This window comes from Streptomyces sp. CB01201 (assembly GCF_002803085.1).
Taxonomy (GTDB): Bacteria; Actinomycetota; Actinomycetes; order Streptomycetales; family Streptomycetaceae; genus Streptomyces; species Streptomyces hundungensis.
On record NZ_NNBJ01000001.1, the window covers coordinates 975,587 to 1,000,843 of the forward strand.

Genomic DNA, 25,257 nt, shown 5'->3' on the forward strand with positions numbered 1-25,257 from the left:
GGATTCTTCCTCATATGGCACGCGACCTGCGGTGATAAAAGAAAAATCAAATGTACGCGCATGGCCGGGCCGATGAAGGGCACTCGGAGTTCCGGAGGTTGATAATCATGGTTCCCCTGCTTCTCGTTCTTCTGCTCGCGCTGATTCTTTTCGGTGCCGGCTTCGCGCTCAAGATCCTCTGGTGGGTCGCGATCGTGGTGCTCGTGCTCTGGCTCATCGGGTTCGTCGCCCGCCCGAAGGGTGGTAGCGGCCGCTGGTATCGCTGGTAAGGCAACTGCCGTGTGACCGTGGGGCCCGTGCCGATACGGCACGGGCCCCACGGTCGTGCCCGCACCCCACCGCGGCCGTTCTGCGCACCGCACGTGCGCATCCCGCTTTTCCGGGTAGGCGTCCGGGTGCCGGGGTGGTTGTCGGCGCCGCAGTCGGGAACCGGTTGCCTCCACAGGCACGGCAGCCGCTCCGGTCCTTCGTCCGGCGTGCGTCTCTTCTCGTCGCCTTTTCTTCTCGGCGCGCATTTCCTGTCTGATCCTTTCTGATCCTTTCTGAACCTTCGCCGGACCGGCGATCCCGGTGCCCGTTCGGTCAAGTTGCCCGTGCGGTCCCGTCGGGGCGGTGTTGGAATGAACCTCCCGGCCCCGCGATCATCAGCGCGGCTTCGGCCGAGGGGGACCACCAGTAAGGAGCGAGCCGTATGGGCATGGGCCACAGCTTTCACCGCCCCGAGGACCTGAAGGGCCTGGTGGCCTACGACCCGGAGGGCGAAAGGATCGGCGGCGTCGAGCAGGTCTACGTCGACGACTCCGCGGGGCGCCCCGAGTGGGTCACCGTGAAGACCGGCCTGTTCGGCGCCGAGGAATCCCTCGCACCCCTCGCCGGAGCTCGCCGAGAGGGCAACGCCCTGCACATCGCGCACACGAAGAGCACGGTGAAGGATGCGCCCCGGCAAGACGTACACCAGCACTTGACGGCCGATGAGGAACGCGAGCTGTACCGCCACTACGGCGTCGACGGCCACGGAACGAACGCCCCGGTCTCCGGCCCGGCGCCCGATTCCGCCGGCCCGGCCGAGGAATCATGGACCGGGGCGCCGGCCGGGGGAGAGGGCCGCGAGCCGGGGCGGGCACGGTTGCGGAAGGTGGGCCGGGTGTGAAGTGGACAAAGGTGGACAGTCGAATCGAACGGGCCCCGCGTACGGAGGCGGGGCCGTGGGCCGTTCGCAGGCCGTGGCAGCGGAGCGGCGCGGATGTGCGGATGAAGAAGGAGCGTGTCTGATGGCAGCCAACGACGACCGTGGTGACGACGTCTACCAGCCGGACGGCGGGGACGACGTCGTGGAGGACACCGGCATCCTGGATCCCGAGGACACGTTGAACGACCGGGGAGCCGATCCGTACGACGAGGGCTGGTCCCCGCCCGAGCGGCCGCTGGCCGTGAACCACGTCGGCACCACCGCGCAGGAGCAGCACGACGGCGAGAGCCTCGACCAGCGGCTCGCGGAGGAAGTGCCGGACCCCGAACTCGACTTGGGGGACGACGAGGAGGATCAGGAACTCGCCGACGCCGAGGTGGGCGACCAGCGGGCGGGACGGCTCGTCGCCCCCGACGAGGGCGCGCACGAGGACGCCGAGAAGGACATGCTCGCCTCGGACATGGGCATCGACGGAGCCGGCGCCTCGGCCGAGGAAGCCGCGGTGCACCTGATCGACGACGCCGAGGGCGCATGGCCCGAGGACGAGCGTCCCTGAACCTCGGGGCGCAGGGACGGCGCCTCAGCGCTTGAGGTCCGAGCGGACCAGTGCCGAGGCCAGCCGGGGTAGCTCGTCCGGCGGAACGAGCCGGGCCAGGCCCTTGGCGGTGGACGGCAGGCCCAGCGCGGAAGCGGCTTCCCGGGCCCGGTCGTCGAAGAACGGACGGAGTTCGGGCCACAGTCCCTGGGCCTCACGGCAGAAGATGCCTGCCCCGACCGGGCCGATCCGCGGCACCTCCTGGAGGAGTTCGCGGATCCGCCCCGGGCTGCCGTCCGCCTCGTCCCGCAGCCTTCGCAGGTCACCGCGCCAGCGTCGGAGGATCAGCTCGGCCCCGTCCAACAGGGCGGTGGCCGTGCTCTCGTCGTAGCGACGGTAATGGGCTCGGCCGAGGGCGTCCACGATCGTCTGCCAGTCCGTGGCAGCCATGGCCCGGGCGGTGCGCAGGCGCGTTCGGAACAGTTCGCGTGCGGCGGCGGTGGCGATGTCGGCCTTGATCCGCGTCGAGCACAGCACGGCCAGCACGAGGAGCTGGTAGAGCGGCGACGGCTTGTCGCGCAAGGTGATCCCGGCTTCGTCGGCGTAGCTGTGTCCGTGTTCGCGCAGCAGCTCGGCCAGGGTGGCCTCGGTGTTCACGAGCGCCTCACTCCTCACGTGGGCTGGTGGGACATGCGGGTGGGGTGCCGCCCGCCATGTGCCGCCTGTCGTAAGTACGTAGGCCATTCCTTGCCCGGCACGCTTCACGCCACGCCCACGCCCACGCCCACGCTCTACGTCACACCACGCTCTGCGTCACGCCCCCCCGGCTGTCGAACCATCTGTCGGCCGCATGGACCAGCCGGGGATCCACAGGGCATGGGTTTCGTGGTGCCGGGCGATCTGGCACGCCGCCGCGGGTGGTGCGTGCTGCTCAGCGGGCGCTGCCGAGGTCGCGGTCGGCCTCGCTGCCCTGGAGCATGAGGGTGGTCTCCTCGATGCGGCGGAAGCGGCCGTCGGAGGTGAGGTCGGCGAAGACATAGACCTCCATGGCGACGGTGGTGCCGTCGGTCTTGGTGATGTGGCAGGTGTGGCGGTCGGCGTACCTGGCGCCGTCGTACAGCTCTTCGTGGACGTCGACGTGGCCGTGGGCGACGATGCCGCGCAGGTGCTCGATGTGGTCGAGGAACTCGGCACGGTCGGCCCACACACCATCCGTGCGCTGGCGGTAGTCGGGGGCGAAATGCTGGTCGGCGGCCTCGGTCGGCGTGATGTCGCGGTTGAAGAGAAGGTCGTTGAGGGCGGCCTCGATGCCGGTGCGGGTCATGGGAGTTCCTTCCGGGGAAAGTGCGAGAGCGAGCGATGCGTGCGCTGCGCACGCTTCGCCTCAACCGTAGCATCGAATGCGTGCGGCGCGCACGCGTTGAGGTCAACGACCCGACCAGCTGGGGGATTTGGGTAGCCGTAGCCGAAGCCGTGAGTAGGAGCGGCCGATGCCGGTCGCCCCGCAATCGCAGTGGGGGCGACGCGCGGGGGTCGGCTCTGCGCGCCGCATGCGACCCGTCGCCTGGAGATGCACCCGGCCCGTGAAAATGGCCCGTGCGAATATGGGTTCATGACTCAACGAAAGCCTGCGGGGATGAGCTTTGAGTCCTGGGTCGATCGGCAGATCCGGGAGGCGGAGGAGCGAGGCGAATTCACGCGTCTCGCCGGGATCGGTGAGCCGCTGCCCGATGAACGGGCGCCGTACGACGAGATGTGGTGGATGAAGCGGAAGATGACCCAGGAGGGTCTCTCCGTTGTCGCCTCGGGCTCGCTCGGCCTGCGGAAAGAGGCTGAGGACGCACTGGTGGAGGCGGCCGCCGCGCCCTCCGAGCGCCGGGTGCGGGCCATCCTGGAACCGGTCAACGCGAAGATCGCGGCCAATCTGCGGATGCCGCCGCCGGGGCCCCCGTTGGGCCGCGGCGAGATCGACGTCGAGGCGTTCCTGCGGGAGTGGCGTGAGTCCCGTGACCAGGATGGTCGAAGCACGCGCCACGCCGAAGGTGAGCCGGGTGGGGCACCGGTCCCGAGGGGATCGTGGATGCGGCGCCTGCGCAAGGGCTCTCGCGAGTCCGCGGCGGCCTCCGGGTCCGGCGGGCCCGCGAACCCCTAGCTCCTTCCTTGCCCGCGTCGCCCGCGTCGGGCGCCTGGCGCGTCAACGGGGCTGCGGGGAAGGGGAGTTGAAGCCTCGGACTCCGGCGGTCGAGAGGCTGGCAAGGCCATGGATCGCGACAGTGGGCGAGGGCCCCGCGCCGGAAGCGGGGCCCTCGCCCACTGTGTGCGCCTTGTGTGTCCCCTGGGCGTGCCCTCTCTGTACGGCCTCTTCGTGTGGCCCGTCGGTTTCGTGTGACCCATCGGTCGTGATGCCTCTTCGTGAGCCTTCGTCGGCGTCACGCAGGCCCTTCGCCGGCCGTCAGGAACCCGCGCATGTACCCGGCCACCGTGTCGAGATGGCTTTCGAGCAGGAAGTGCCCGCCGCCGGGAACGAGGTGAACTTCCGCGTCCGGCAGGTCCCTTGAGAAGGCGCGGGCACCGTCGGGGCCGAAGATCTCGTCGCCCGCTCCCCAGACCGCGAGGAGTGGCACCCGGTGTTCGCGGAAGTAGGCGTGCAGCTGCGGATAGAGGGGCGGATTGCTGGCGTAGTCGAGGAACAGGGCGAGCTGTACGAGGTCGTTGCCCGGTCGGTTGACCTCGCGGTGGTCGGTGGCCCAGGTGTCCGGGTCGACCAGCTCGGGCCGGGCCACCCCGTTCAGGTACTGCCAGCGAATGGCGTCGAGGGAGAGCGCGCCGCGGACGGCGGGCTCGGTCTCGGGGCCGGGATCCTCCCAGTACGCCCGCACGGGCTTCCAGAAATCCGCTACGAAGCCGTCCTCGTAGGCGTTGCCGTTCTGGCTGACCACCGCGGTGATCGCCTCCGGGTTGCGCAGCGCGAGCCGCCACCCGATGGGTGCCCCGTAGTCCTGGACGTAGATGGCGTAGCGGGCGACGCCGAGCTGGGCCAGCAGGCCCTCGGTGACGTCGGTGAGCGCGTCGAAGGTGTAGGTGAACGCGTCGACCGACGGGGCGTCGGAGTTGCCGAACCCGAGATGGTCCGGCGCGATGACGTGGAACCGGTCGGCCAGCGCGGGAATGAGGTGGCGGAACATGCGCGAGCTGGTGGGGAACCCGTGCAGAAGCACGAGGGTGGGCGCCTCGCGGGGGCCCGCCTCGCGGTAGAAGACGCGGTGTGACCCCACGGTCGCGTACTGGTGCCGGATCTCAACCATGGCTAACCCCTTCAGATGTCTATGACGGTTACCTCGCAGATCTAGTAGACGCCCGGAGGAGTAACCTGTCAATCGACTTGATGGAGTTAGCTGGAATCGGCGGGAAAGGTGGCGGCCGTGCTGGACGAGCAAGCCCTTATGGAGGCGCTGAACAGCACTCCTGTCGTGGACGGCCAACGCCAGGACCTGTGGCACGCGGACCACGAGGTAGACGGCTGGGCGCGGAAACACGGCGGACACGGCGGCGAGGAGGAGCGCCGATGGCTGCGCACCGCTCGGGACGCGCTCCAGGCGGTGGAGTCCGGCGCGGCGGCGGAGTCCCGGCTGCGGCGGGTCCTGGCGGGCGTTCGCCGGACCCCAGAGCCCAGCGCGGCGGGCATCTCTTGGCACCTGGAGGTGGCACCGGAGCGCCGGCTCGCGGTGGAACTCGTCCTGGCGTGGGCGGATGTGAAGGAGCGGATGCCCGGTCGTCTGCGGCCCTGCGAGAACCCCGAATGCCGCCTCTTCCTCCTGGACCGCAGTCGGGCCAACACGGCACGGTGGTGCTCCATGAAGGCATGCGGAAACCGGCTCAAGGCCCGCCGCCACCAGGCCCGCGCGCGCGAAACCCCGGGTCTCGACTAGAACGCCGGGTCCGTCCCGCGAGCGGGGGAACGCGCCCTGCCGAAGCGCGGTGTCCTACCGGTCGGCGGCTCGCGGCTCCGAGGCGGGTGCCGGCGGAGCGTGCCCCGGGTCGGGGGCGGCCAGGTCGAGCAGGAGCAGGGCGTCGTGGTCCGGGCTGCCGGGTTCGGCGGTGTAGACGCCGATGCGCTGGCCGGGGGTGCCTTCGACCTGGAGGGACTGGGACGTGAGGGTGAGCGTTCCGACCCGGGGGTGGCGGAAGGTCTTCTGGGCGGGTTTGCGTCCGGTGACCTCGTAGCGTTCCCACAGTCCGGCGAACTCGGGGCTCTTGAGGAGGAGTTCGCCGACGAGGTTGGTGAGGTCGGGGGCATCGGAGGCGGTACCGGCGATGGCGCGCAGCCGGGCCACGCAGGACGTGATCTGCCGGTCCCAGTCCGTGAAGAGGTCACGGGCAGCGGGATGCAGGAAGAGGTAGCGGGCGAGGTTGCGGTGTTTGGCCGGCCAGTCGTCCAGGCCCGCGTAGAGGGCGAGCCCGCCGGGATTCCAGGCCAGTACGTCCATGCTGCGGCTGATGACATACGCCGGGTTGGGGCGCAGCGAGTCGAGCAGCAGCTTCAGGTGGGGTCGCACCGCCCGACTGGGCGCGGGCGGCGGCTCGGGCGCGTAACGGGCGGCCCGCGCGGCCAGTTCGCGCAGGTGCTGGGACTCCTGATCGTCCATGTGCAGAGCGCGCGCGAGGGCCTCAAGGACGGCGGGGCTCGGGCGGGTCTCCTTGCCGCGCTCCAGCCGTACGTAGTAGTCGATGCTGATGCCGGCGAGCGTGGCGAGCTCCTCGCGGCGCAGACCGGGAGTGCGCCGAATGCCGGTGCCGATGGTCAGGCCGACATGACCGGGGCTCGTCTGGGTGCGGCGGGCACGCAGATAGTGACCCAGCTCGGCGCCTTCACTGTTCGCGCTCTCGGATGCCATGTCTTTCAGTCTCACACCGTCCGCACCGCACCAGGACCGCGAGAGGGGCCCTGCCATTACCCCCGAAGAGCCCGCCCTGCCGGACCGCCGTGATTTCGGCGAAGCTGGACGGACGAGACACCGGTGCCCCGCCGCGGCCCGCCGACCCGGCCGCAAACAGCAGGCCGGGTGGCGGGGCGACAGCGGGGAAGCCGGATACGCCATGGACCGGAGGATGCGAAATGCGCTACATCAAGCTGCGCGACCTGGAGGTTTCCCGGATCGGTCTCGGTGCGATGGGGATGTCCCACGGCTACACCGGCTCCGGCACCGATGACGCGGAGTCGATCCGGACCCTGCACCGGGCACTGGAGCTCGGCGTCACGCTCGTCGACACCGCCGAGATCTACGGTCCGTACATCAACGAGGAACTGGTGGGACGAGCGCTCAAGGGCCACCGGGACCAAGTGGTGCTGGCCACCAAGTTCGGCCTGGTCTCGCACCCGGGTTCCGGCGCCGGGCACCTGGACTCCAGCCCGGGCAACATCCGTACCGCCGTCGAGGGCTCGCTGAAGCGGCTGGGCACCGATCACATCGACCTCTACTACCAGCACCGCGTGGATCCGAACACACCGATCGAGGAGACCGCCGGCGCGGTCGCCGCACTGATCGCCGAGGGCAAGGTAGGTGCTTTCGGACTCTCCGAGGCCGGTCCCGACACCATCCGTCGGGCGCACGCGGTCCAGCCGGTCACCGCTGTGCAGTCCGAGTACTCGCTGTGGACGCGCGGCATCGAGGACCGTGTGCTGCCGGTGCTGCGTGAGCTGAACATCGGCCTGGTGCCCTTCTCACCGCTGGGGCGCGGCTTCTTGACGGGCACGATCCGCTCCACCGATCAGTTCGACGCATCCGATTTCCGCCGGGACAACCCGCGCTTCACGGGCGAGAACTTCCGGCGCAACCTGACGATCGCCGACGCGGTGCAGGCCGTGGCCACCGAGGCCGGGGCCACCGCGGCCCAGGTGGCGCTGGCCTGGCTGCTCACCCGGGGCGAGGACATCGCGCCGATCCCCGGCACCAAGCGGGTGAGCCGGGTAGAGGAGAACACCGCCGCCGACACCGTCGTGCTCACGAGCGAGCAGATCGACAAGCTCAGCAGCCTGCCGCCCGCCGCGGGCGACACCCACAGCGGGGCCCAGGCGCGGATGCTCGAACGCTGATCCCCGTCCCTCGCCCTTTTGCCGTCCGCTGGACCCGATGTCCAGCCTCCCCGCGCCGTCGCCCACCCGGCGGCCGCCCCCCTGTGATGGGAGTTCCTTTTCATGCGCGCCGCAGTGATGTACGGAGCCGGAGACGTCCGCGTCGAGGACCGGCCCGACCCGAAGATCGTTCAGCCCACCGACGCCGTCGTCCGCACCCTGGCCGCCTGCGTCTGCGGCAGCGATCTGTGGCCGTACCGATCGATGCCCGCCGCCGACACCGGCCGCCCAATGGGCCACGAGTTTCTGGGCGTCGTCGAAGAGACCGGAGGGGAGGTGCAGGGTCTGAAGCCCGGCGACCTGGTCGTCACCCCGTTCACCTACAGCGACAACACGTGCGACTACTGCGCCAAGGGTCTGCACATCTCGTGCCGCAACTTCGGCCGCTACGGCTTCGACGGTGTCGACGGCGGGCAAGGGGAGGCCGTCCGGGTCCCGTATGCCGACGGCACCCTCGTGAAGCTCCCGGTGGCCGCCGACTCCCCGCTGCTGTCCTCCCTGCTCGCGCTGTCGGACGTGATGACCACGGGCCACCACGGAGCGGCCACCGCCGGTGTCGGACGGGGGGACACGGTGCTCGTCGTCGGGGACGGTGCGGTCGGCCTCTGCGCGGTGATCGCCGCCAAGCGGCTCGGGGCCGAGCGGATCGTGCTCGCGGGCCGCCACGAGGCACGCACCGGCCTCGGCCGTGAGTTCGGCGCGACCGATGTGGTCGCCGAGCGCGGGGCCGAGGGCCTCGCCCGGATCCGTGAACTGACCGGCGGTGTGGGCAAGGCGATCGAAGCGGTCGGCACCCGCCAGGCGCTCGACACCGCCCTCGGCGCGGTCCTGGACGGCGGCACCATCAGCCGCCTGGGCGTGCCGCAAGCCGATCAAGTCCCCATGGGGCCGGCCGAGTTCATGCGCAACATCACCCTGACCGGCGGCGCGAGCCCCGCCCGCGCCTACATCGAGCAGTTGCTGCCCGATGTCCTGGACGGCACGATCACCCCGGGCCGTGTCTTCGACCAGGAGTTCACCCTCGACCGGACTCCGGACGCCTACCGCGCCATGGCCGACCGCCAAGTCCTCAAGGCCCTCATCCGCCCCTGAACCGACCGATCGTCCGGTCGCTCGGCGGTCGGCTCAGTACGAGTTGTGGGACTGCCAGAACGACCAGGCTCCGCACGGGCTGCCGTAGCGCTGGTTCATGTAGTTGAGGCCCCACTTGATCTGGGTCGCCGGATTGCTCTGCCAGTCGGAACCCGCGCTGCTCATCTTGGAGCCGGGCAGCGCCTGCACGAGACCGTAGGCACTGCCGTTGGTGGCGCGGTAGTTCCAGCTCGACTCGTTGTTCACGATGTTGCTGAAGCACTGGAACTGGTCGGCCGGGACGATCTGCCGGGCGATCGCCTGCACATCGGATATCGAGTAGGAACTCTGGACCTGGAAGGTGGTCCGGTCCGACGAGCGGCTGGCGGCCTCGGTCTTCAGATCGCGCGCCTTGGCCTCCTTGTCGGCCTTCTCCTTGGCCGCGTCCGCCTTGCTCTTGTCGGCCGCGTCCTTCTTGGCCTTGGCGTCCTGCGCGGCGCGCACGCGCGCGGCCTCCTCCGCGGACTTCTTCGCCGCCGCGTTCGCCTGCGCGGACTGGGCATCCGCCTGCTGCGTCAGGGACGCGGTCTGCACCTGAGCCTGCTGCCCGGCCGGGAGGTCGGCCAGCAGCGTCGAATCGGCGGCGGACGCCTGAAGACCGTCACTCGCGGCGGAGGGGCTGCCCGCGCCGACGCCGACCACGGCGCCGACGGTGGTGACGGCCGTGGCGGACGCCACCGCGAACCCCCGGACACGGCTGGTGCGCGGGGACTGAACACGCGAGTGGCCGGGGCCGTTGCGCTCAGCGGTACGGGCTTGCTCGTTGGCGGCCATCGGGTCCTCTTGCGAACTGTGGGCACGCGGTGCCGGACGGACGGAGCACCGGCCAGGTGCACGCGGCCGGGAGGCTCCAGGGAGGAGTGCGCAATCGTTCCAGGGCACGCCAACGCTTCGCTAACGCCTTCGTGGCTGGAACGTTAGCGCGAGCCTACCTCGCACGCCCGATCAAGTCGGCCCTAGGCCGTGTCCGTAAAGTCGATGGTTCGTTGCTCCGTTCGTGGTGCGTCGACATGAACTAACCGATGAGTCGTGGGCATTGATCGCCCCGTTGCTGGCGCCGGGCCGTATGGGCCGGCCGGTACGGGACCGGCGCCAGGTGGTCAACGGCATCCTGTGGAAGCTGTCCACCGGTGCCGCCTGGCGTGACCTGCCCGAACGCTATGGGCCGTGGAAGACGGTCTACGAACGTTTCCGGCACTGGTCCGCCGACGGCACCTGGGACCGCCTCCTGGCCCACGTCCAGCAGCACTGCGACGCCGTCGGGAGTGTCGACTGGAGCATCGTCTGCGTCGACTCCACGACGGTGCGGGCTCACCAGCACGCGGCCGGAGCTCGAAAAGGGGGCCCTGGGAAGGCGAGGCACTCGGCCGGTCGCGCGGCGGGCTGACCAGCAAGATCCACCTCGCCTGCGACGGCCAGGGCCGGCCCCTCGCCTTCACCCTGACCGGCGGCAACGTCAACGACTGCACCCAGTTCGAGCCGGTCATGGACCGAATCCGCATCGCCCGGCCGGGACCGGGCCGACCCCGGACCCGGCCCCAGCGCGTGGTCGCGGACAAGGGCTACTCGGCCCGCAAGATCCGCGCCTACCTGCGGCGACGAGGCATCGCTTGCACCATCCCGGAACGGATCGACCAGATCAACGGACGCCTCCGCCGAGGCGAGAGCCGCTGCCGCCTGGACCGAACCGCATACCGGCGGCGCAACGTGGTCGAGCGCTGCTTCAGCCAGCTCAAGCAGAACCGGGCCCTGGCCACCCGCTACGACAAGCGAGCAGTCCACTTCCAGGCCATGGTCACCCTCGCCTGCCTGCGGCTCTGGCTCCCATGACTTTCCGGACACCCCCTAGGGCAGCACAGTTGGATGTGCTGCCCTGCCCGGGGACGTTGCTCCCCCTGCCTCAGCCTCAGCGGGCGTCGCCGAGCACGACGTCCTTGGCCTCGGCCACCTCGGCCCGCCGCCCCGGGGCCCTCTGGAAGGACCAGTACAGATTCGTGTGCGTGATGACCTGGGCCGGTGTCGGAGCACCCCATGCCGTCTTGTCGCCCGCCGTGTGCGCGTCCCCGACCAGGGTCACGTCGTATCCCCTGGTGAAAGCGCCGTGGAGCGTCGAGCGGATGCACGCGTCGGTCTCCGCGCCGGCGATGACGAGCCGCCCCGCGCCGAGCCCGGACAGGACCTTCTCCAGTGTGGTGTCCTCGAAGGCGTCGCCGTACTTTTTCTCGACGAGGGGCTCACCGTCCCCTGGAACCAGCTCCGGCACGATCCGCCAGTCCTCACTTCCGCGCGTGAGTCCGTCGTCGGAGTGCTGGACCCAGACGACCGGGACGCCCTCCGCCCGCGCCCGCTCGACGAGGCCGGCGATGTTCGCGACCACCGCGTCACGCCCGTGGGCCCCGGCTACGACGCCGTTCTGCACGTCGACGACGAGGACGGCGGTGCTGGGCCGGTTCTCCAGTGTGGTCATGCCTACTTCCCCCTGCTCTCGGCGGGCGCCTGCGTTCCCGCCCGTGTCTTTCTTGATCGCGAGCCTCATTGTGCACTTCACCGCGTAGTTCGCTACGTCGCACGGTAGCCGTACCGACTGACATCGGGGCGGCGGGGCTGGACGGCCGGCGGCCGCGTTTCCGGCACCTGGAGGTGTGCCGGGTGTGGAGTCCGGCGATGCCGGCACCGTGACGGGGGAGTGGCGCACAAGGTGTCGGAGGCGCATGCGACACTCGGCTCCATGCTGGGTGTGACCGATCTTCCGACCTATCTCGCCGGCCTGGTGCTGATCATCCTTCTGCCGGGCCCCAATTCGCTGTACGTGCTGTCCGTGGCGGCCCGCCGAGGGGTGCGCACCGGGTATGCGGCCGCCGCCGGAGTCTTCACCGGCGACACGGTCCTCATGACGTTGTCCGCGCTCGGCGCGGCCTCGCTGTTGCAGACGGCACCGCTGCTGTTCGCCGTGGTCAAGTACGCGGGCGCGGGCTATCTGGCCTGGATGGCGTTCGGCATGCTTCGCCAGGCGGCCGGTATGTGGCGGTCCCGGCACGAGCAGGCGCGCGAGCAGAGTGCCGCGACCACGGAATCGGCGGGCGAGCGGCCCTACCGGCGGGCGCTGATGCTGAGCCTGTTCAACCCGAAGGCGATCTTGTTCATGCTCTCCTTCTTCGTCCAGTTCGTGCAGCCCGGCTACGCCTACCCCGCCCTGTCCTTCCTGCTGCTCGGCACGCTGCTCCAGCTCGGCAGCTTCCTGTACCTGTCGACCCTGATATTCAGCGGCACCCGCCTCGCCGCCGCCTTCCGCCGCCGCAAGCGGCTCTCGGCGGGCGCGGCATCGGCGGCCGGCGCGCTCTTCCTGGGCTTCGCGGTGAAGCTGTCGCTCAGCGGCGTCTGATGGTGCGCGGCGATTGACGCCCGGTGATTCATGACGCCCGGCGGTTGAGCGCGCGCGGATCGGTTGGTGCCCGCCGACTGATTGCGCCCCGCATCGCGCCGCCCGCATACCGCGGCTGCCCCCGGCGCGGCGCCGCGGTATGCGGGCGAACCCCGGCCGGCAGCTCCATCCGCACCGCTCCAGCCAGGGGGTGCGCTGGAGTTGGGGGCGCGCGAGGCGCGCGATCGGCGCACTCGGGTAGAAGATCAATTCGACCGCGCCCCTGCGGGTGAACGGCCCTTCGGCAAGATCGTCGCGTTGTTAGCGTCCTGGCTGTGACTGATCTGATGGCGTCCGGCCCAGCGCCGGACTCTCTCGTGCTGCCTTCGCACCGCGAGATGAGCGAATCGTTTCACCCCGTACTGCTGGACCCGGCCCGCCCCGTGGACGCCGCGGCTCTGGCCGCGCTGCGGGAGTCGGACCGGCTGCGCGAGGTCCATGACCGGATCGAGAACCAGGTGGCGGAGCTGCTGCGCTGCCTGACTCCGCACGAGGCTTTCGAACAGCGGGCTCTGGACCGCGCGGTCGACGAGATGCTGGGCGGCCGGCCGGAGGCGTACGGCAGATGGGTCTGGTACCCGTGGTCGGGGCGACTGGTCCATGTGCTGCCCGAGGCGGAATTCCGGCTCGTCCGTACGGACCGCAATCGCGACAAGATCACCCGCGAACAGCAGCAGGGCCTGTTGCGGCGCCGCGTCGGTGTCATCGGGCTCTCGGTCGGCAGCAGCGCCGCGCTGACCTGCGCCATGGAGGGCGTCGGAGGCGCCTTCCGGCTGGCGGACTTCGACCGGATCAGCCTGTCGAACCTGAACCGACTGCGGGCCGGGGTGCATGAACTGGGCCTGGAGAAAAGCGTGTTGTGTGCCCGGCGCATGTACGAACTCGACCCCTACCTGGACATCGAGATCCACCGGGGCGGAGTCACCGAGGACACCATCGACGCCTTCTTCGGTGACGAGGACGACGGTCTGGACATCCTGGTGGAGGAGTGCGACACCCCCTGGGTGAAGGTCGCGGCGCGCGAACAGGCCCGGCGGCGCCGCGTTCCCGTCCTCATGGACACCAACGACCGCGGCCTGCTCGACATCGAACGCTTCGACCTCGAACCCGACCGGCCGCTCTTCCACGGCCGCGTCGGCGAGGTGACCTCCGCCGGTCTCCGCGACCTGGATCCGGAGGCCGCCATCCATCTGCTGCTCGACATCGTCGACGGACAGCGACTGAGCCCCGCCATGACCGAGGCGCTCACCCGCATCGGTCAAACCCTGTCCAGCTGGCCTCAGTTGGCCAGCGGAGTCATGCTGGGAGCCGCACTCGTCACCGAGACGGCCCGCCGGATCCTGCTCGGCGAACCGCTGCCATCGGGCCGCCACTACGTCGACCTCGACGCACTGATCCCCACCCCGGCGAGCGTGCCCGCACCACACGGAGCCTGCCGGTGAACCGAGTCCCCGAACTCCGAGGCGACCATCTGCGGCTGCGGGAACTGCACGCCGACGACCACGAGGCCTTCGCCCGCATCCTCACCCACCGCGTGTTCACCCGGTACCTCGGCATCGACCGCATGGACGCGCGCCAGGCCCACGACACCTTCGCCCAGAGCCTCGCCCAGCCCCACACCCACCCCCGGCGCAAGTACACCCTCGCGGTCTGCTCCCTGGACGACGACAGCCTCGTGGGCACGATGGGGCTGCTCATGGAGGACTACGGCAGCAACGCGATGCTCACCAGCCTGGTCCTGCTGCCGGGCAGCCCGGTGCAGGGCCACGGCCACGAGGCCGGACGGCTGTTGATGGCGTACGCCTTCGGACAGCTGGGGCTGCACCGTATCTGGGCCGGGCACCGCAGCGACCACTCCTTCATGCCGCAGGTGATGCACGCGGCCGGCCTGCACCCCGAGGCCACTCTCCGTCAGCTCTTCAGGACCAGCGGCTGCTGGCATGACGTCACCACGTACGCCGCCGTGGCCCCCGAGTGGAAGACCCAGGCCGGCGCCAAAGAACTCGCCATCTTCGACGGGGCGGGCCGTCGCGAAGAGGGGTGTGTCGAAGAGGGGCGTGTCGAGCTGGGGGGTGTCGAAGCGGTGCGCCTCGCCGCTCCCACGCCCGTCCCGGACCAGGTGAGCACCCCTCCCGTGAGCATCGGATAGCTCCGCACACCCGCCCCTCCGTGACGCGGAACAGGCGGACCGTGCGGCTCCGGCAGGAGCTCACGGTCCGCACAGCCGGTCCAGCGCCGACCGGCTCGCGTCATCCGCGGGCCGATGGATCACCAAGCGTTGATCCCGATCCTGAAAGGGGACGAGCACCTCGAAGTCCACCGCGATCAGACCGACTACGGGATGCCGCAGCACCTTGTGGCCACGGCCGATGCCGTTGATGTCCCCTTCGGCCCACAGCCGCGCGAACTCCGCGTCGTGAGCGAGGAATTCGGCGATCAGATCGCTCAACACCCGATCGTCCGGATGCGCGGCCCACGCGGCCCGCAGATGGGCGACCCCCTCCCGTACGACGCGTTCGCGGTCGACGTAGAACTCCCGTACTTCCGGATGCATCAAGCACAGCCACATCGCATTGCGCCGGTTCGGCGGGAGGGTGGTGAAATCGACCAGGAGCCTTGCCATTTGGTCGTTCCAGGCCAGGATGTCGAAGCGGTGGTTCATCAGCATGGCCGGCAGCGGCGACAGATCGGCGACCAGCCGGGACAGCGACGGCTCGGCAGTCGTCGAGGGCCCGTCGGTGTTGCGGGGGCGCTGCTGGGTGAGGTTGAAGAGGTAGGCGCGTTCGTCCGGCGCGAGGCGCAGCGCCCGTGCCAGTGACTCCACCACGTTCGCCGAGGGGCGCAGTCCGCGGCCCTGTTCCAGCCGCACGACGTAGTCGATGCTGACGCCGGCCAGCTCGGCGACCTCTTCACGGCGCAGCCCTGGGGTGCGACGGGCCTGCCGACGGGCCGGCAGGCCGAAGTCTTCGGGGTCCAGGCGTTCGCGCCTCGTCCGGAGAAAGGCGGCCAGCTCCTGTGTCGGGTCAACGGTGCGGGTCATCATGACCGGTCCAACAACCAGGGTGGGAGTGGCGTTCCCAGGATCTTCTCTCCCTTACCCGGGACGTGGGGTGAACGCAGACTTTCCCTCGGAAACGGACAGCAGCACCAAGAACCATCACAGGAGGACACGATGTCGCTCACCCTCGACACCTATCGGCTGCTTGGCCGCTCCGGACTGCGGGTCTCCCCACTGGCGTTGGGCGCGGCGACGTTCGGCACCGAATGGGGCTGGGGCGCCGAGCGGGACGAGGCGCGCAAGCTGTTCGACCGCTATGTGGAGAGCGGCGGCAACTTCATCGACACGGCTGTCACGTATACGAACGGCAGCTCCGAGCGCCTGCTGGGTGAATTCGCCCGTGCCCATCGCGAAAGCCTCGTCCTCGCGACTAAGTACTCGACGCAGCGCCGGCCGGACGACCCGAACTCCGGGGGAAGCCACCGCAAGAACCTGTTCGCGTCCGTGGAGGCCAGCCTGCGGCAGCTGAACACGGACTACATCGATCTGCTCTACCTCCACATGTGGGACTTCACCACGCCGGTGGAGGAGGTCCTGCGCGGCATGGACGACCTGGTCCGGCAGGGCAAGATCCTCTACGTGGCGATCTCCAACGCCCCGGCCTGGCAGGCGTCGCGCATGCAGGCCATCGCCGATCTGCGCGGCTGGTCACCTCTGGTCGCGCTGCAGATCGAGTACAGCCTGATCCAGCGGGCCGGGGAGCGTGATCTGATTCCCATGGCCCGGGAGATGGGCCTCGGGGTGGTCCCGTTCTCGCCGATGGGCGGCGGAGTGCTCACCGGCAAGTACAGCCGTGACGATCTGACGGCAACGGCAACGGCAACGTCCACCGGATCCGGCGAGAGCACCCGCAAGAGCGTCAACCAGACCATGGGTAGCGTCACCGAACGCAACCTCGCCATCGCCGACACGGTGCGGGAGGTCGCCACCGAGCTGGGCCGTACTCCAGCTCAGGTCGCCCTGGCCTGGACCTTGCACAACCCTGACGTGACGGCCCCGATCATCGGCGCCCGCACCCCCGCACAACTGGATGACAATCTGGGCGCACTGGACGTCGAGTTCACCGCGTCGCAACTCTCCCGTCTCGACGGCACGAGCTCGGTCGACCTCGGCTATCCGCACGCGTTCCTCGCAGGTGACTTCGCCCGCACCCTGACCCAGGGCGCGCTGAGGATCCAAGCCCGAGGCTGAAGCGGTCGAACTGCCGGGCACCGCAAGCCCGTTGGCGAGGGGATCCCATGATGCGGCCGACTCTCACGGGTGTCCCCAGGGGTAAGTTGCCCGGCATGACTGAACTGGGGACCCCGAACTGGTTGCCTGGCCCGCTCAGGACCGACCGGCTCGTGCTTCGCGAGCCGGAGGCCCGGGATCGTGCGGCGTTCATCGAGCTGTTCAGCTCGCCCGAGGTGGGCACGTACGTAGGTGGACCGCGACCGCGTGACGAGTTGGAGAACGAACTGCCGGGGTCGCCCACAAGGCGACCCGGCCTTTTCGTGATCGAGCTCGGCGGAGCGATGATCGGCATCATCGAACTCAACCGGCGTGAAGAGCAGCGGCGGACGCATGTCCGCGCCGGGGAGGTCGAACTCGGCTATCTGCTGATGCCGGAGGCGTGGGGCCACGGGTATGCCGCCGAGGCGTGCACGGCCGCGCTCGGCTGGTTCGCCGATGCGAGTCCTGGTGAGCCGGTGGTGCTCTGCACGCAGATCGCCAATGACCGCTCGATGCGCCTCGCGGCGAAGCTGGGGTTCACGGAGGTGAGACGGTACGAGGCGTGGGGCGCCGCACAGTGGATGGGCGTATGGTCCCCCGCCCTGCGACGCTCCGCCGGCCCGCAGTCCGACTGAGCTCGCACCGGGCAGGGGACGGCCCGGGCCCCGATGACCAGTCCTCGCGGCCCGATCGGGGTCCTGCTGGGCCGGCCCTGCGGCTGCCCCGCGTCGGACCGGCCGGGCGCGGTGGATTCAGCTGAGCGGAGTGAATTCTTCGGACAGGTCGAGGTGGAAGGGCACTCCGGGCTTCTCCGGTGTCCACCCCCGCGCGTGCGCCGCGCGGATGGCGCCGGCCACATCCGCGGGCAGCACGGGCCGGGCGGAGATCTCGAACCAGTTGCTCGGATGCGGCTGATTGGTGGTGACCACCATGATGGCGCCGGTGACCTCGGCCCGTTCGACGGCGTAAGCCAACGGACGCCAGACCAGTCCTTGGGCATAGGTCGCTCGTCCCCGGACCCGCCATCGGTAGGCGACACCGTCGACGGTGATGCGGCGTGAGCCCTTCTTGACCAGAGCCATGGGTCTCCTCGTCTGTCGGATCAACGGTGCTCGGCCACTCCGTTGAGGGGGATTCGTGCCGGCCGTCCGCCCGACTGCCTGGTGGCCGGCATCGGCCTATGAGGCTATGAGAGGCACGCACGCCACCGCCGCGGAAGTCTGCAACGGTGGGAGGACGCCGATCCTGCGCGAGCGCGGGCCGACCCGTCAACCGGATTTGCCGTGCCCGGGATTCGGGCGACGGTCGGCAACGGGCGGAGACGCCGAGGCAGCACGCAGTCGATGTCCGGACGTGGATCAAGCTTCGGTCAACGCTTCGCAAGGTGGTCGCGCAGCACCCCCTCCAATGTGATGGGTTCGCGGCCGATCAGCTCGGCCAGGGTCGGATCGATCGTCGCGAACTCGCCGGCCTCGGCGGCCGCGAAGATGCCGAGCAACTGGTCCGCAGTTTCCGCCGGGACGCCCTGGGCCGTGAGCTGGGCACGGAACTGTTCGCCGGGGCTGGTGGTCCTCGTGACGGGCCGGCCCGTGATCTCGGTCGTGATGGCGGCTATGTCGTCGAAGGTGAGGGCCTGTCCCGCCGTGAGCGGCGGGGTCGGGCCGTCGAAGCGGCCTTCGTCGGCCAGGATGGCGGCGGTCGCCTCGGCGAGGTCGGCGTGCGCGGTCCAGGCGACCGGCCCGTCCGCGGGGAGGGCGAGCTCACCGGATTCCGCCGCGTGCCCGAGGAAATGCGCGGCGCTGGTGGCGTAGAAGCCGTTGCGCAGCGCGGTGAACGGGACGCCGCAAGCGCGCAGTTCCTCCTCCGTGGCAGCGTGATCGCGGCACGCCTGGAAATGCGATGCCGCACTGGACCCCATCTGGCTGGTGTACAGAATGCGGCGCGCGCCCGCCGCGACGGCCGCCTCGATCGCGGTGCGGTGCTGCTGCACGCACTCGTCGCCCATTTTGTCGACCGAGACGATCAGCACCTGAGTGGCGCCCTCGAAGGCGTGGGCGAGGCCGGCGGGGTCGGTGAAGCTGCCCTGCCGGACACGTACGCCCTGGTCGGCGAGCGTCCGCGCCCTCTGCGGATCGCGAACGCTGACGCCGACCCGGTCGGCCGGCAGCCGGTTGAGCAGCCTCTCGACGATCTGGCGCCCCAGCTGTCCGGTGGCTCCCGTCACGATGATCATGATGTGCGCTCCTGTGCTCACGGCGAATGTTGCCAGTGGGATCAGCTCAACGGTACCACCGATAATAACGACGAAACCGTATCTGCGATATCGTTGATTCATGGCATCGCGTGAGCATGGTCAAGAAGGTGTTGCTACGGGCAGGTCCGGCACCGCATCCCCGGGGCGTGAGCAGCCCCGGCAGCGGGTGATCGACGCCGTCATCGGGCTCCTGACGCGCGACGGCCGTGAGGCGGTGACCACCCGAGCGGTCGCCGATGCGGCGGGCTTGCAGCCCCCCGCCATCTACCGGCTGTTCGGCGACAAGGACGGGTTGCTCGACGCCGTGGCCGAGTACGGCTTCACCGCGTTCCTCGCGACCAAGCGCGTCGACCCCGACCCGCAGGACCCCATCGAGGACCTGAGGGCGGGCTGGGACATGGCGACCGAATTCGGTCTTGCCAACCCCGCGCTCTTCACGCTGATGTACAGCGAACCCACCCGGGCCGACTCCGCCGCGTTCAAGGCGGGCATGGAAATCCTGAGGGGCCGAGTCCGGCGGCTGGCCGCAGGAGGCTGGCTCCGTGTGGACGAGGAACTAGCGGCTCAGATCATTCATGCCACGGGACGCGGCGCGGTGCTGACCTGGCTGTCCTTGCCTCAAGACCGGCGCGACCCAGCCCTGTTGACCGCACTGCGCGAAGCCATGGTCGCCGCCGTCACCAACGAGCGGCCGGCCGTTCGGCACCCGGGCCCCGCAGGAGCCGCCCGCGCCTTGCGTGCCGCCCTGCCCGACCAGACGAACCTCAGTGTCGCCGAGCAGCATCTGCTGGGGGAGTGGCTGAACCGCCTTGCCGCCGAGGGGTGACGCCTTGGCCGGGCATGCTCTGCGTGCGCCCAGCCGTATTGTCGAAAGACGCAACAACAAAGGCCAGGAGATCTCTCTCCCGGCCACTCTTAACTTATAGCGGGTCGGGGGGCTTGCCGCAAGGCCCCCATGAGGGCGCAGAATCGTCGGCCGAGGCCACCACCTGCGGAAATGAGGGCACTACGTGCGTGTGTTGTTGTCGACGGACCAGGGACGCGCTGACGTCGAACCTGCCAGGCGATCGGACGGGTGCGTTCCGCACCACCGGGCGGGCCGGCCGAACCGCTCGCCGGAACCCGGGCATCCCGGCGCGAAGGCGTGCCTCACAAGGGGTTGCGCAGAGGTGGGTGCGCCGGTGCTTCGACGGCTCGGCGTCGCGCGACGGAGCCCGGCCGTCTCGGAGGTGTCGCAGTGAGTGAGCGCTATGTGAGGGACCTCAGCGAGGTCGACCAGACACAGGTCGCGGCCGTAGGGGGCAAGGGTGCTCACCTGGGTGAACTGTCCAGAATCGAAGGAATCCGCGTACCCGGCGGTTTCTGCGTCACCACCGACGCCTTCCAGCGGATCGTGGCGGAAGCGCCATCCGTGAGCGAGCTGCTCGACGGCCTGTCGCGCTTGAGTCCGGACGACCGGGACGGAATCCGCACGCTCAGCGAGCGGATCCGTCGGACGATCGAAGCCATCGCTGTCCCGGACGATCTCGCCGAGGCGATCAACGGTGCGCATGCCCGGTTGGGTGAGGGAGCCGCCTGTGCCGTCCGGTCCAGCGCTACGGCGGAGGACCTGCCGACGGCCTCGTTCGCCGGTCAGCAGGACACGTATCTGAATGTCGTGGGACCGGCGGAGGTCCTGCGACACATCGGCCGGTGCTGGGCCTCGCTCTTCACCGAGCGGGCCGTGACCTATCGCCGGCGCAACGGCATCGACCACCGGTCGGTGCGCATGGCCGTCGTCGTGCAACAGATGGCTTTCCCGCAGGCGTCCGGCATCCTGTTCACGGCCGACCCCGTTTCGGGCAACCGCAGGGTCGCCACCGTGGACGCCGGCTTCGGCCTGGGCGAGGCCCTGGTTTCCGGGCTGGTGAACCCAGACGTCTTCAAGGTGCGGGACGGCGACATCGTCGCGAGGACGATCGCCGCCAAAGAGCGCGCCATTGACGCCAGGCCCGACGGCGGAACGCACCAGGTGGCGATCGACGCCGACCGACAGCGGCAGCCCGCGTTGACGGATGAGCAGGTCCTGCGGCTCGTACGGCTGGGGCGGCGGATCGAAGCGCACTTCGGGCGTCCGCAGGACATCGAATGGTGCCTGGTCGATGACGACTTCCGGATCGTCCAGAGTCGGCCGATCACGACGCTGTTCCCCATCCCCGAGGCCGACGACACGGAGAACCACGTCTACGTCTCCGTCGGGCACCAGCAGATGATGACCGACCCCATGAAGCCCCTCGGGGTCTCCGTGTGGCAGCTGACGGCCATGGCGCCGATGCACGAGGCGGGCGGACGGCTGTTCGTCGACGTGGCCCGGCGTCTCGCCTCGCCCGCCACCCGTGCCGGGCTCCTGGACCTCATGGGAAGGGGCGACCCACTGGTCAGGGACGCCCTGGAAACCGTCCTCGAACGTGACGACTTCATCCCCCCGCTCCCGGAGGCGGGCCCCGGCGCGCAGCCGCCCGGCGGCGCGGTCGCCAAGAACGAGCCCACTCCCCACGGGCCCGACCCGGCCATCGTCACCGAACTGATCGAGCGCAACCGGGCCTCCAACGCCGCCCTGGAGCGGGACATCCGGACGAAGACGGGGCCGGCGCTCTTCGACTTCCTTCTGGAGGCCTTCGAGGAGCACAAACGAGTTCTCAGCGATCCGCTGAACCTGCAGGCGATCATGGCCGGTATGGAGGCCACGTGGTGGCTCAACGACATGCTGTACGAGTGGCTCGGCGAGAAGAACGCGGCTGACACGCTCACGCTGTCCGCGCCCGACAACATCACGTCCGAGATGGGTCTTGACCTGCTGGATGTCGCGGATGTGATCCGCCCGCATCCGGAGGTCGTGGCCTTCCTGCAAAGCGTTCACGAGGACGGCCTCCACGACGAGGAAATGCAGGACCAAGGTGTCCAGGACCAAGGTGTCCAGGACCACGGCGTCCAGAGCGGCGGCTTCCTGGGCGAATTGGCGAAGCTCCCGGGCGGCACCGAAGCACAGGACGCCATCGAGGCCTACCTCAACCGGTACGGCATGCGCTGTGCCGGCGAGATCGACATCACGAGGCCGCGTTGGGCGGAGCAGCCCAGGACACTCGTGCCCGCGATCCTCGACAACGTCAGGAACTTCGAGCCGGGCGCCGCCGAACGGCGCTTCGAGCAGGGTCGGCAGAAGGCGCTGGAGAAGGAACGGGACGTCCTGTCGCGCCTGCGGGCGCTGCCGGACGGGGCGCAACGGGCCGATGACACGAAGCGGATGATCGACCAGGTCCGTGCCTTCATCGGATACCGGGAGTACCCCAAGTACGGCATCGTCTGCCGCTCCTTCATCTACAAGCGGGCCCTGCTGCGCGAGGCCGAGCTGCTCGTGCGGGCCCGGGTGATTCCCGAGCGCGAGGACATCTACTACCTCACCTTCGAAGAACTTCGGGAGGCCGTCCGCTCTCATCGGGTGGACGACCGGCTCATCGAGCGGCGCAAGGAAGCGTTCCGGGCGTACCAGGCACTCACCCCGCCCCGGGTGCTCACCTCGGACGGTGAGGCGGTGACGGGTGCGTACCGGCGTGATGACGTCCCGGCCGGCGCACTGGCCGGCCTCCCGGTGTCCGCCGGTACGGTCGAGGGCAGGGCCCGCGTCATCCTGGACATGGCGGACGCCGACATCGAAGCGGGCGACATCCTGATCACGACGTTCACCGATCCCAGCTGGTCCCCGCTCTTCGTCGGCATCGCGGGCCTGGTGACGGAGGTGGGTGGTCTGATGACGCATGGCGCGGTGATCGCGCGGGAGTACGGATTGCCGGCTGTCGTGGGGGTGGAGCGGGCCACCCGGTTGATCCGGGACGGGCAGCGGATCCGCGTGCACGGCACCGAGGGGTACATCGAGATCCTGTCCTGACGGCCGGCGGCCGATGTGTAAGCCGCAGGGCACCGGCGGGCTCGGCATCACGCGTGCAACGGGGCCCATGTGTACCGCGGGGCCCATGCGAACCGGCTTCCCGCGTGCAACGGGGCCCCTCGTGCATCGGCTCCCCGGATGCCTCGTGCACCGGTGTCCTTCAGGGTTGGCTGGGCCGGCGGACGCGCCGAATGCGGATCGGACCGCGAGCCGTGTGCGGATCGACGGGCCGGCCGCCCTGAAGGACCTCCACCTCGCCTTTCCCGACCAGTCGGCGAGCCGCGCGCCGGACCGGCTCCATGAGCGCGCGCCAGCCGTCGTCGTCCCCTTCGTACGCCGCCCGTGCGGCGTCGGAGGGGCAGATCGAGGAGCTCGCGTCCCGCGCCTTCAGGAGCTCCAGGATGGCCCGCTCAAGTCGCCGGTCGGTCTCAGTTTCGCCGTCCGCCACGCTTCCAGTGTCACCCCGGCGATCGCGGGTGCAAGGCGGCGAGCACGCACCGTTCGAGCTGAGCAGGTGGTGCCCCGATCCCCGGTGGGGCGGCGGACGTGCGCCCTCTTACGCGATTGACCCTTCGCGCAGATGTGCTCATGGAGACGGAGGCGCGCCCCGACCTATAGTTACCGGCGGTCCGCCGATCCGGCGTCGAGGGAGGCCGCTCATGGCCAATGCGTTTCAGGAACTCAAACTCAAGGGAATGTTCGCCGCGTTCGACGCGGACGGCGACGGATTCCTGCGCGAGGAAGACTTCGCCGCGCTGGTCGACCGCTGGTGCAGACTACCGGCGGTGGGCCGGGGAACAGAGCTGCGGGCCAGAGTCGAAACGCTCTTGATGGGCTGGTGGGCAGCGCTGCTGGAGGCGGGGGACGCCAATGGCGACGGCTCCGTCGACATGGATGAACTGCTCTCCCTCGTGGACCGGCTCCCTACGATGCTCGCGGAAGTCACGGCCACCGCCGACACCCTCTTCGATGCTGTGGACGCCAATGGTGATGGCCGCATCTCCCGGGACGAACACCGCATGCTCGTCGAGACCTGGAACGGCCGGCCCGTCGACATGACGGGTGTCTTCGAGAGAATCGACCTGAAGGGTGACGGTCACCTGAGCCGCCAGGAATTCGCGCTGTTGTGGCGTCAGTTCTGGATCAGCGACCAGCCGGAGGACCCGGGCAACTGGCTCTGCGGACGAATCCCCGGCCAACGAGGCGTCTGACGAACGTGGTTGGGGCAGTCGGCGGCCCGCGAGATTGTTGGGTACTGGGCGCGCATGCCGGTCCTGCCGGTCCCACCCTCCCGGTGCCGACTCCGTTGCGGATGGGGAGGAGTCCGCACGGCTCCCCGGCCGTGGACCATCGCGGCCTAATCCGGCGATATGTGTGTGGACGACGATCCGGCGCGCACGTGGGTCGGCCCAAGTTGGCCTGAGGCCCGCGGGCAGAGATGTGCTCGACCGCGTTCTGGCGCGTCAACAGGCGCTGAACTAAACCGAGCGCGCTTGCGGGACGGTGGACGAAGGCGGACGGAAGGTGGCGTCGACGCGTGACGGCCGTACGGTCGCCGCGACTCCGGTCTCCGCACTTTGACGAAATTAAGTACGCACCAAAGTGGCTTCCCCGCACGGGAGTTGGTGCATACGGTCGCCCTTGTCAGTCGAGACGACAATGTCAAGGAGGACAGCATGAACCCCAACCTTCGTGCCGCGGCCGCCACGGCCGCGCTCATCACCGGGCTCCTCGCCGCCGGTGGTGTCGCCAACGCGGCCGAGAGAACCGACGCCCAGAACCTCTCCGCTCACATCCAGAAAGCCGTCGTCGCCGAGCAGCAACTCGGCGGGACCACGGGCGGCCCCATCCTCGGTCTCATCCTGACCGCCCCCGACGGCGCCGAGACCGCGTCCTCCTGACGGCCCGGAGGTGCGCATCGTGGACGATCACGGCCAAGACCACATCACCTGGTGCCCGAGCGGAGACGCCCACCGTCCGGAATCCCTCGTCCTGGGCGTCAGATCGGGAGAGAACGGCCAGGTCGTCTATCTCGACGAGCCGGTGCCCGCGGCGGACGTGCTGTCGAGCATCCCCGAAGGCATCGCGCCCCACCGTGTCCTGCGGTTCGCCTCGCACTGCACGCCCGCCTGCGCGAACCGGGTGGGTGACGACTGCGGTCTGATCCAGCGCATTCAGACACTGCCGTCGGCGCACGGAACGGGAGCCGTGCCGCGGTGTCACCTCCGTCCGCGCTGCAAGTGGTGGAACCAGACAGGAGTGGACGCCTGCCACCGCTGCCCCGCCCTCGCCACCCTCAACTCCGCCGACGACCGGCTCGCCGCGCTGGTCGCCGACCCGGCCACGACCATCGAGCAGTTGGAGAACTGGATCGCCGCGGCCGAGTGAGCAGGCGAGCA

Annotated in this window: 26 protein-coding genes and 2 pseudogenes; 18 read left to right on the forward strand and 10 right to left on the reverse strand. The window is 69.7% G+C overall.

Translation table 11 applies throughout. The features are described from left to right. The first annotated feature begins 107 nt into the window (after positions 1-107). The 3 genes from CG740_RS04380 to CG740_RS04390 all read left to right on the forward strand — a co-directional run bounded on the left by CG740_RS04380 (position 108) and on the right by CG740_RS04390 (position 1,745). Positions 108-269, forward strand: a complete 162-nt coding sequence (locus CG740_RS04380) for a hypothetical protein (protein WP_037650588.1) — start codon at positions 108-110, stop codon at positions 267-269. A 428-nt stretch (positions 270-697) separates the two neighbouring features. Then, entirely contained in the window at positions 698-1,150 is a 453-nt protein-coding gene (locus CG740_RS04385) for a PRC-barrel domain-containing protein (RefSeq protein ID WP_324901047.1), read from the forward strand. A 121-nt stretch (positions 1,151-1,271) separates the two neighbouring features. Next, on the forward strand, positions 1,272-1,745 hold the full coding sequence (locus CG740_RS04390; protein ID WP_100573504.1) for a DUF5709 domain-containing protein: 474 nt from the start codon (positions 1,272-1,274) through the stop codon (positions 1,743-1,745). Between the two features lie 24 nt (positions 1,746-1,769). Here CG740_RS04390 and CG740_RS04395 read toward each other — a convergent pair whose 3' ends face one another. Together CG740_RS04395 and CG740_RS04400 are read right to left on the reverse strand one after the other, a co-directional pair. Next, positions 1,770-2,381, reverse strand: coding sequence for an endonuclease (locus CG740_RS04395; protein ID WP_100573505.1), 612 nt, complete (start codon positions 2,379-2,381; stop codon positions 1,770-1,772). Positions 2,382-2,655: 274 nt separating this feature from the next. Beyond that, a complete protein-coding gene (locus CG740_RS04400; protein ID WP_100573506.1) occupies positions 2,656-3,048 on the reverse strand; it encodes a nuclear transport factor 2 family protein in 393 nt (130 codons plus the stop codon). Between the two features lie 288 nt (positions 3,049-3,336). Here CG740_RS04400 and CG740_RS04405 point away from each other — a divergent pair. Next, a pseudogene (locus tag CG740_RS04405) lies at positions 3,337-3,732 on the forward strand (J-domain-containing protein); the annotation flags it as partial. A 421-nt stretch (positions 3,733-4,153) separates the two neighbouring features. Here the strand turns inward: CG740_RS04405 and CG740_RS04410 are convergent. Beyond that, positions 4,154-5,029 carry an alpha/beta fold hydrolase gene (locus CG740_RS04410; protein ID WP_100573508.1) on the reverse strand — a complete coding sequence of 292 codons (876 nt, stop codon included), beginning with the start codon at positions 5,027-5,029 and terminating at the stop codon, positions 4,154-4,156. A gap of 117 nt (positions 5,030-5,146) precedes the next feature. Here CG740_RS04410 and CG740_RS04415 point away from each other — a divergent pair, with 117 nt between their 5' ends. Then, complete coding sequence (locus CG740_RS04415) at positions 5,147-5,653, forward strand: CGNR zinc finger domain-containing protein (protein ID WP_100573685.1); 507 nt, start codon at positions 5,147-5,149, stop codon at positions 5,651-5,653. A gap of 54 nt (positions 5,654-5,707) precedes the next feature. Here the strand turns inward: CG740_RS04415 and CG740_RS04420 are convergent, their stop codons facing one another. Then, on the reverse strand, positions 5,708-6,619 hold the full coding sequence (locus tag CG740_RS04420; RefSeq protein ID WP_100573509.1) for a helix-turn-helix transcriptional regulator: 912 nt from the start codon (positions 6,617-6,619) through the stop codon (positions 5,708-5,710). Between the two features lie 221 nt (positions 6,620-6,840). Between CG740_RS04420 and CG740_RS04425 the strand changes: the two genes are divergently transcribed. Then, positions 6,841-7,818 carry an aldo/keto reductase gene (locus CG740_RS04425; protein WP_100573510.1) on the forward strand — a complete coding sequence of 326 codons (978 nt, stop codon included), beginning with the start codon at positions 6,841-6,843 and terminating at the stop codon, positions 7,816-7,818. 102 nt (positions 7,819-7,920) lie between these two features. Then, positions 7,921-8,949 (forward strand): alcohol dehydrogenase catalytic domain-containing protein, encoded by a 1,029-nt coding sequence (locus CG740_RS04430; RefSeq protein WP_199846321.1) that lies wholly within the window; start codon positions 7,921-7,923, stop codon positions 8,947-8,949. Between the two features lie 33 nt (positions 8,950-8,982). On the opposite strand, the gene CG740_RS04435 is transcribed toward CG740_RS04430, so the two are convergent. Beyond that, the gene (locus CG740_RS04435; protein WP_234376038.1) at positions 8,983-9,762 is read right to left on the reverse strand and encodes a transglycosylase SLT domain-containing protein; all 780 of its coding nucleotides are present in this window, start codon (positions 9,760-9,762) and stop codon (positions 8,983-8,985) included. Positions 9,763-10,054: 292 nt separating this feature from the next. On the opposite strand from CG740_RS04435, the pseudogene CG740_RS04440 reads away from it, so the two are divergent. Next, a pseudogene (locus tag CG740_RS04440) lies at positions 10,055-10,818 on the forward strand (IS5 family transposase). Positions 10,819-10,894: 76 nt separating this feature from the next. Here CG740_RS04440 and CG740_RS04445 read toward each other — a convergent pair. After that, positions 10,895-11,455 (reverse strand): isochorismatase family protein, encoded by a 561-nt coding sequence (locus tag CG740_RS04445; RefSeq protein WP_100573511.1) that lies wholly within the window; start codon positions 11,453-11,455, stop codon positions 10,895-10,897. A gap of 261 nt (positions 11,456-11,716) precedes the next feature. Here CG740_RS04445 and leuE point away from each other — a divergent pair, with 261 nt between their 5' ends. The 3 genes from leuE to CG740_RS04460 all read left to right on the forward strand — a co-directional run bounded on the left by leuE (position 11,717) and on the right by CG740_RS04460 (position 14,558). After that, positions 11,717-12,370, forward strand: a complete 654-nt coding sequence (gene leuE, locus CG740_RS04450; RefSeq protein ID WP_100573688.1) for a leucine efflux protein LeuE — start codon at positions 11,717-11,719, stop codon at positions 12,368-12,370. A 377-nt stretch (positions 12,371-12,747) separates the two neighbouring features. Beyond that, the gene (locus tag CG740_RS04455; protein ID WP_199846322.1) at positions 12,748-13,851 is read left to right on the forward strand and encodes a ThiF family adenylyltransferase; all 1,104 of its coding nucleotides are present in this window, start codon (positions 12,748-12,750) and stop codon (positions 13,849-13,851) included. Continuing rightward, positions 13,848-14,558 carry a GNAT family N-acetyltransferase gene (locus CG740_RS04460; RefSeq protein WP_100573512.1) on the forward strand — a complete coding sequence of 237 codons (711 nt, stop codon included), beginning with the start codon at positions 13,848-13,850 and terminating at the stop codon, positions 14,556-14,558. The genes CG740_RS04455 and CG740_RS04460 overlap by 4 nt, the downstream gene beginning before the upstream one ends. 60 nt (positions 14,559-14,618) lie before the next feature. On the opposite strand, the gene CG740_RS04465 is transcribed toward CG740_RS04460, so the two are convergent. Then, complete coding sequence (locus CG740_RS04465) at positions 14,619-15,452, reverse strand: helix-turn-helix transcriptional regulator (RefSeq protein WP_100573513.1); 834 nt, start codon at positions 15,450-15,452, stop codon at positions 14,619-14,621. 129 nt (positions 15,453-15,581) lie between these two features. Between CG740_RS04465 and CG740_RS04470 the strand changes: the two genes are divergently transcribed. Next, entirely contained in the window at positions 15,582-16,658 is a 1,077-nt protein-coding gene (locus CG740_RS04470; RefSeq protein WP_100573514.1) for an aldo/keto reductase, read from the forward strand. Between the two features lie 95 nt (positions 16,659-16,753). Further along, a complete protein-coding gene (locus tag CG740_RS04475; protein ID WP_100573515.1) occupies positions 16,754-17,314 on the forward strand; it encodes a GNAT family N-acetyltransferase in 561 nt (186 codons plus the stop codon). Between the two features lie 117 nt (positions 17,315-17,431). Here the strand turns inward: CG740_RS04475 and CG740_RS04480 are convergent, their stop codons facing one another. Beyond that, a complete protein-coding gene (locus CG740_RS04480; RefSeq protein WP_100573516.1) occupies positions 17,432-17,761 on the reverse strand; it encodes a hypothetical protein in 330 nt (109 codons plus the stop codon). A gap of 287 nt (positions 17,762-18,048) precedes the next feature. Further along, positions 18,049-18,912 (reverse strand): NmrA family NAD(P)-binding protein, encoded by an 864-nt coding sequence (locus CG740_RS04485; protein ID WP_100573517.1) that lies wholly within the window; start codon positions 18,910-18,912, stop codon positions 18,049-18,051. 100 nt (positions 18,913-19,012) lie between these two features. Between CG740_RS04485 and CG740_RS04490 the strand changes: the two genes are divergently transcribed. Further along, entirely contained in the window at positions 19,013-19,759 is a 747-nt protein-coding gene (locus CG740_RS04490) for a TetR/AcrR family transcriptional regulator (protein WP_100573518.1), read from the forward strand. Positions 19,760-20,170: 411 nt separating this feature from the next. Beyond that, positions 20,171-22,858, forward strand: a complete 2,688-nt coding sequence (gene rph / locus CG740_RS04495; RefSeq protein ID WP_100573519.1) for a rifamycin-inactivating phosphotransferase — start codon at positions 20,171-20,173, stop codon at positions 22,856-22,858. Positions 22,859-23,018: 160 nt separating this feature from the next. On the opposite strand, the gene CG740_RS04500 is transcribed toward rph, so the two are convergent. Further along, entirely contained in the window at positions 23,019-23,306 is a 288-nt protein-coding gene (locus CG740_RS04500) for a DUF3253 domain-containing protein (RefSeq protein WP_100573520.1), read from the reverse strand. 211 nt (positions 23,307-23,517) lie between these two features. Between CG740_RS04500 and CG740_RS04505 the strand changes: the two genes are divergently transcribed. From CG740_RS04505 to CG740_RS04515, 3 genes are all read left to right on the forward strand, one after another. After that, the gene (locus CG740_RS04505; protein ID WP_100573521.1) at positions 23,518-24,069 is read left to right on the forward strand and encodes an EF-hand domain-containing protein; all 552 of its coding nucleotides are present in this window, start codon (positions 23,518-23,520) and stop codon (positions 24,067-24,069) included. Positions 24,070-24,534: 465 nt separating this feature from the next. After that, positions 24,535-24,759 carry a hypothetical protein gene (locus CG740_RS04510; RefSeq protein WP_100573522.1) on the forward strand — a complete coding sequence of 75 codons (225 nt, stop codon included), beginning with the start codon at positions 24,535-24,537 and terminating at the stop codon, positions 24,757-24,759. A gap of 19 nt (positions 24,760-24,778) precedes the next feature. Then, positions 24,779-25,246 carry a hypothetical protein gene (locus CG740_RS04515; RefSeq protein WP_199846323.1) on the forward strand — a complete coding sequence of 156 codons (468 nt, stop codon included), beginning with the start codon at positions 24,779-24,781 and terminating at the stop codon, positions 25,244-25,246. Positions 25,247-25,257: the final 11 nt, after the last annotated feature.

Bases quoted from the DNA above. Each gene is read 5' to 3' on its own strand.
- CG740_RS04380 (WP_037650588.1), top strand. From the start codon at position 108: ATGGTTCCCCTGCTTCTCGTTCTTCTGCTCGCGCTGATTCTTTTCGGT.
- CG740_RS04385 (WP_324901047.1), top strand. From the start codon at position 698: ATGGGCCACAGCTTTCACCGCCCCGAGGACCTGAAGGGCCTGGTGGCC.
- CG740_RS04410 (WP_100573508.1), bottom strand. From the start codon at position 5,029: ATGGTTGAGATCCGGCACCAGTACGCGACCGTGGGGTCACACCGCGTC.
- CG740_RS04445 (WP_100573511.1), bottom strand. From the start codon at position 11,455: ATGACCACACTGGAGAACCGGCCCAGCACCGCCGTCCTCGTCGTCGAC.
- CG740_RS04435 (WP_234376038.1), bottom strand. From the start codon at position 9,762: ATGGCCGCCAACGAGCAAGCCCGTACCGCTGAGCGCAACGGCCCCGGC.
- CG740_RS04400 (WP_100573506.1), bottom strand. From the start codon at position 3,048: ATGACCCGCACCGGCATCGAGGCCGCCCTCAACGACCTTCTCTTCAAC.
- leuE (WP_100573688.1), top strand. From the start codon at position 11,717: ATGCTGGGTGTGACCGATCTTCCGACCTATCTCGCCGGCCTGGTGCTG.
- CG740_RS04465 (WP_100573513.1), bottom strand. From the start codon at position 15,452: ATGATGACCCGCACCGTTGACCCGACACAGGAGCTGGCCGCCTTTCTC.
- CG740_RS04470 (WP_100573514.1), top strand. From the start codon at position 15,582: ATGTCGCTCACCCTCGACACCTATCGGCTGCTTGGCCGCTCCGGACTG.
- CG740_RS04420 (WP_100573509.1), bottom strand. From the start codon at position 6,619: ATGGCATCCGAGAGCGCGAACAGTGAAGGCGCCGAGCTGGGTCACTAT.
- CG740_RS04485 (WP_100573517.1), bottom strand. From the start codon at position 18,912: ATGATCATCGTGACGGGAGCCACCGGACAGCTGGGGCGCCAGATCGTC.
- CG740_RS04430 (WP_199846321.1), top strand. From the start codon at position 7,921: ATGCGCGCCGCAGTGATGTACGGAGCCGGAGACGTCCGCGTCGAGGAC.
- CG740_RS04425 (WP_100573510.1), top strand. From the start codon at position 6,841: ATGCGCTACATCAAGCTGCGCGACCTGGAGGTTTCCCGGATCGGTCTC.
- CG740_RS04490 (WP_100573518.1), top strand. From the start codon at position 19,013: ATGGCATCGCGTGAGCATGGTCAAGAAGGTGTTGCTACGGGCAGGTCC.
- CG740_RS04475 (WP_100573515.1), top strand. From the start codon at position 16,754: ATGACTGAACTGGGGACCCCGAACTGGTTGCCTGGCCCGCTCAGGACC.
- CG740_RS04480 (WP_100573516.1), bottom strand. From the start codon at position 17,761: ATGGCTCTGGTCAAGAAGGGCTCACGCCGCATCACCGTCGACGGTGTC.
- CG740_RS04390 (WP_100573504.1), top strand. From the start codon at position 1,272: ATGGCAGCCAACGACGACCGTGGTGACGACGTCTACCAGCCGGACGGC.
- CG740_RS04510 (WP_100573522.1), top strand. From the start codon at position 24,535: ATGAACCCCAACCTTCGTGCCGCGGCCGCCACGGCCGCGCTCATCACC.
- CG740_RS04505 (WP_100573521.1), top strand. From the start codon at position 23,518: ATGGCCAATGCGTTTCAGGAACTCAAACTCAAGGGAATGTTCGCCGCG.
- CG740_RS04455 (WP_199846322.1), top strand. From the start codon at position 12,748: ATGAGCGAATCGTTTCACCCCGTACTGCTGGACCCGGCCCGCCCCGTG.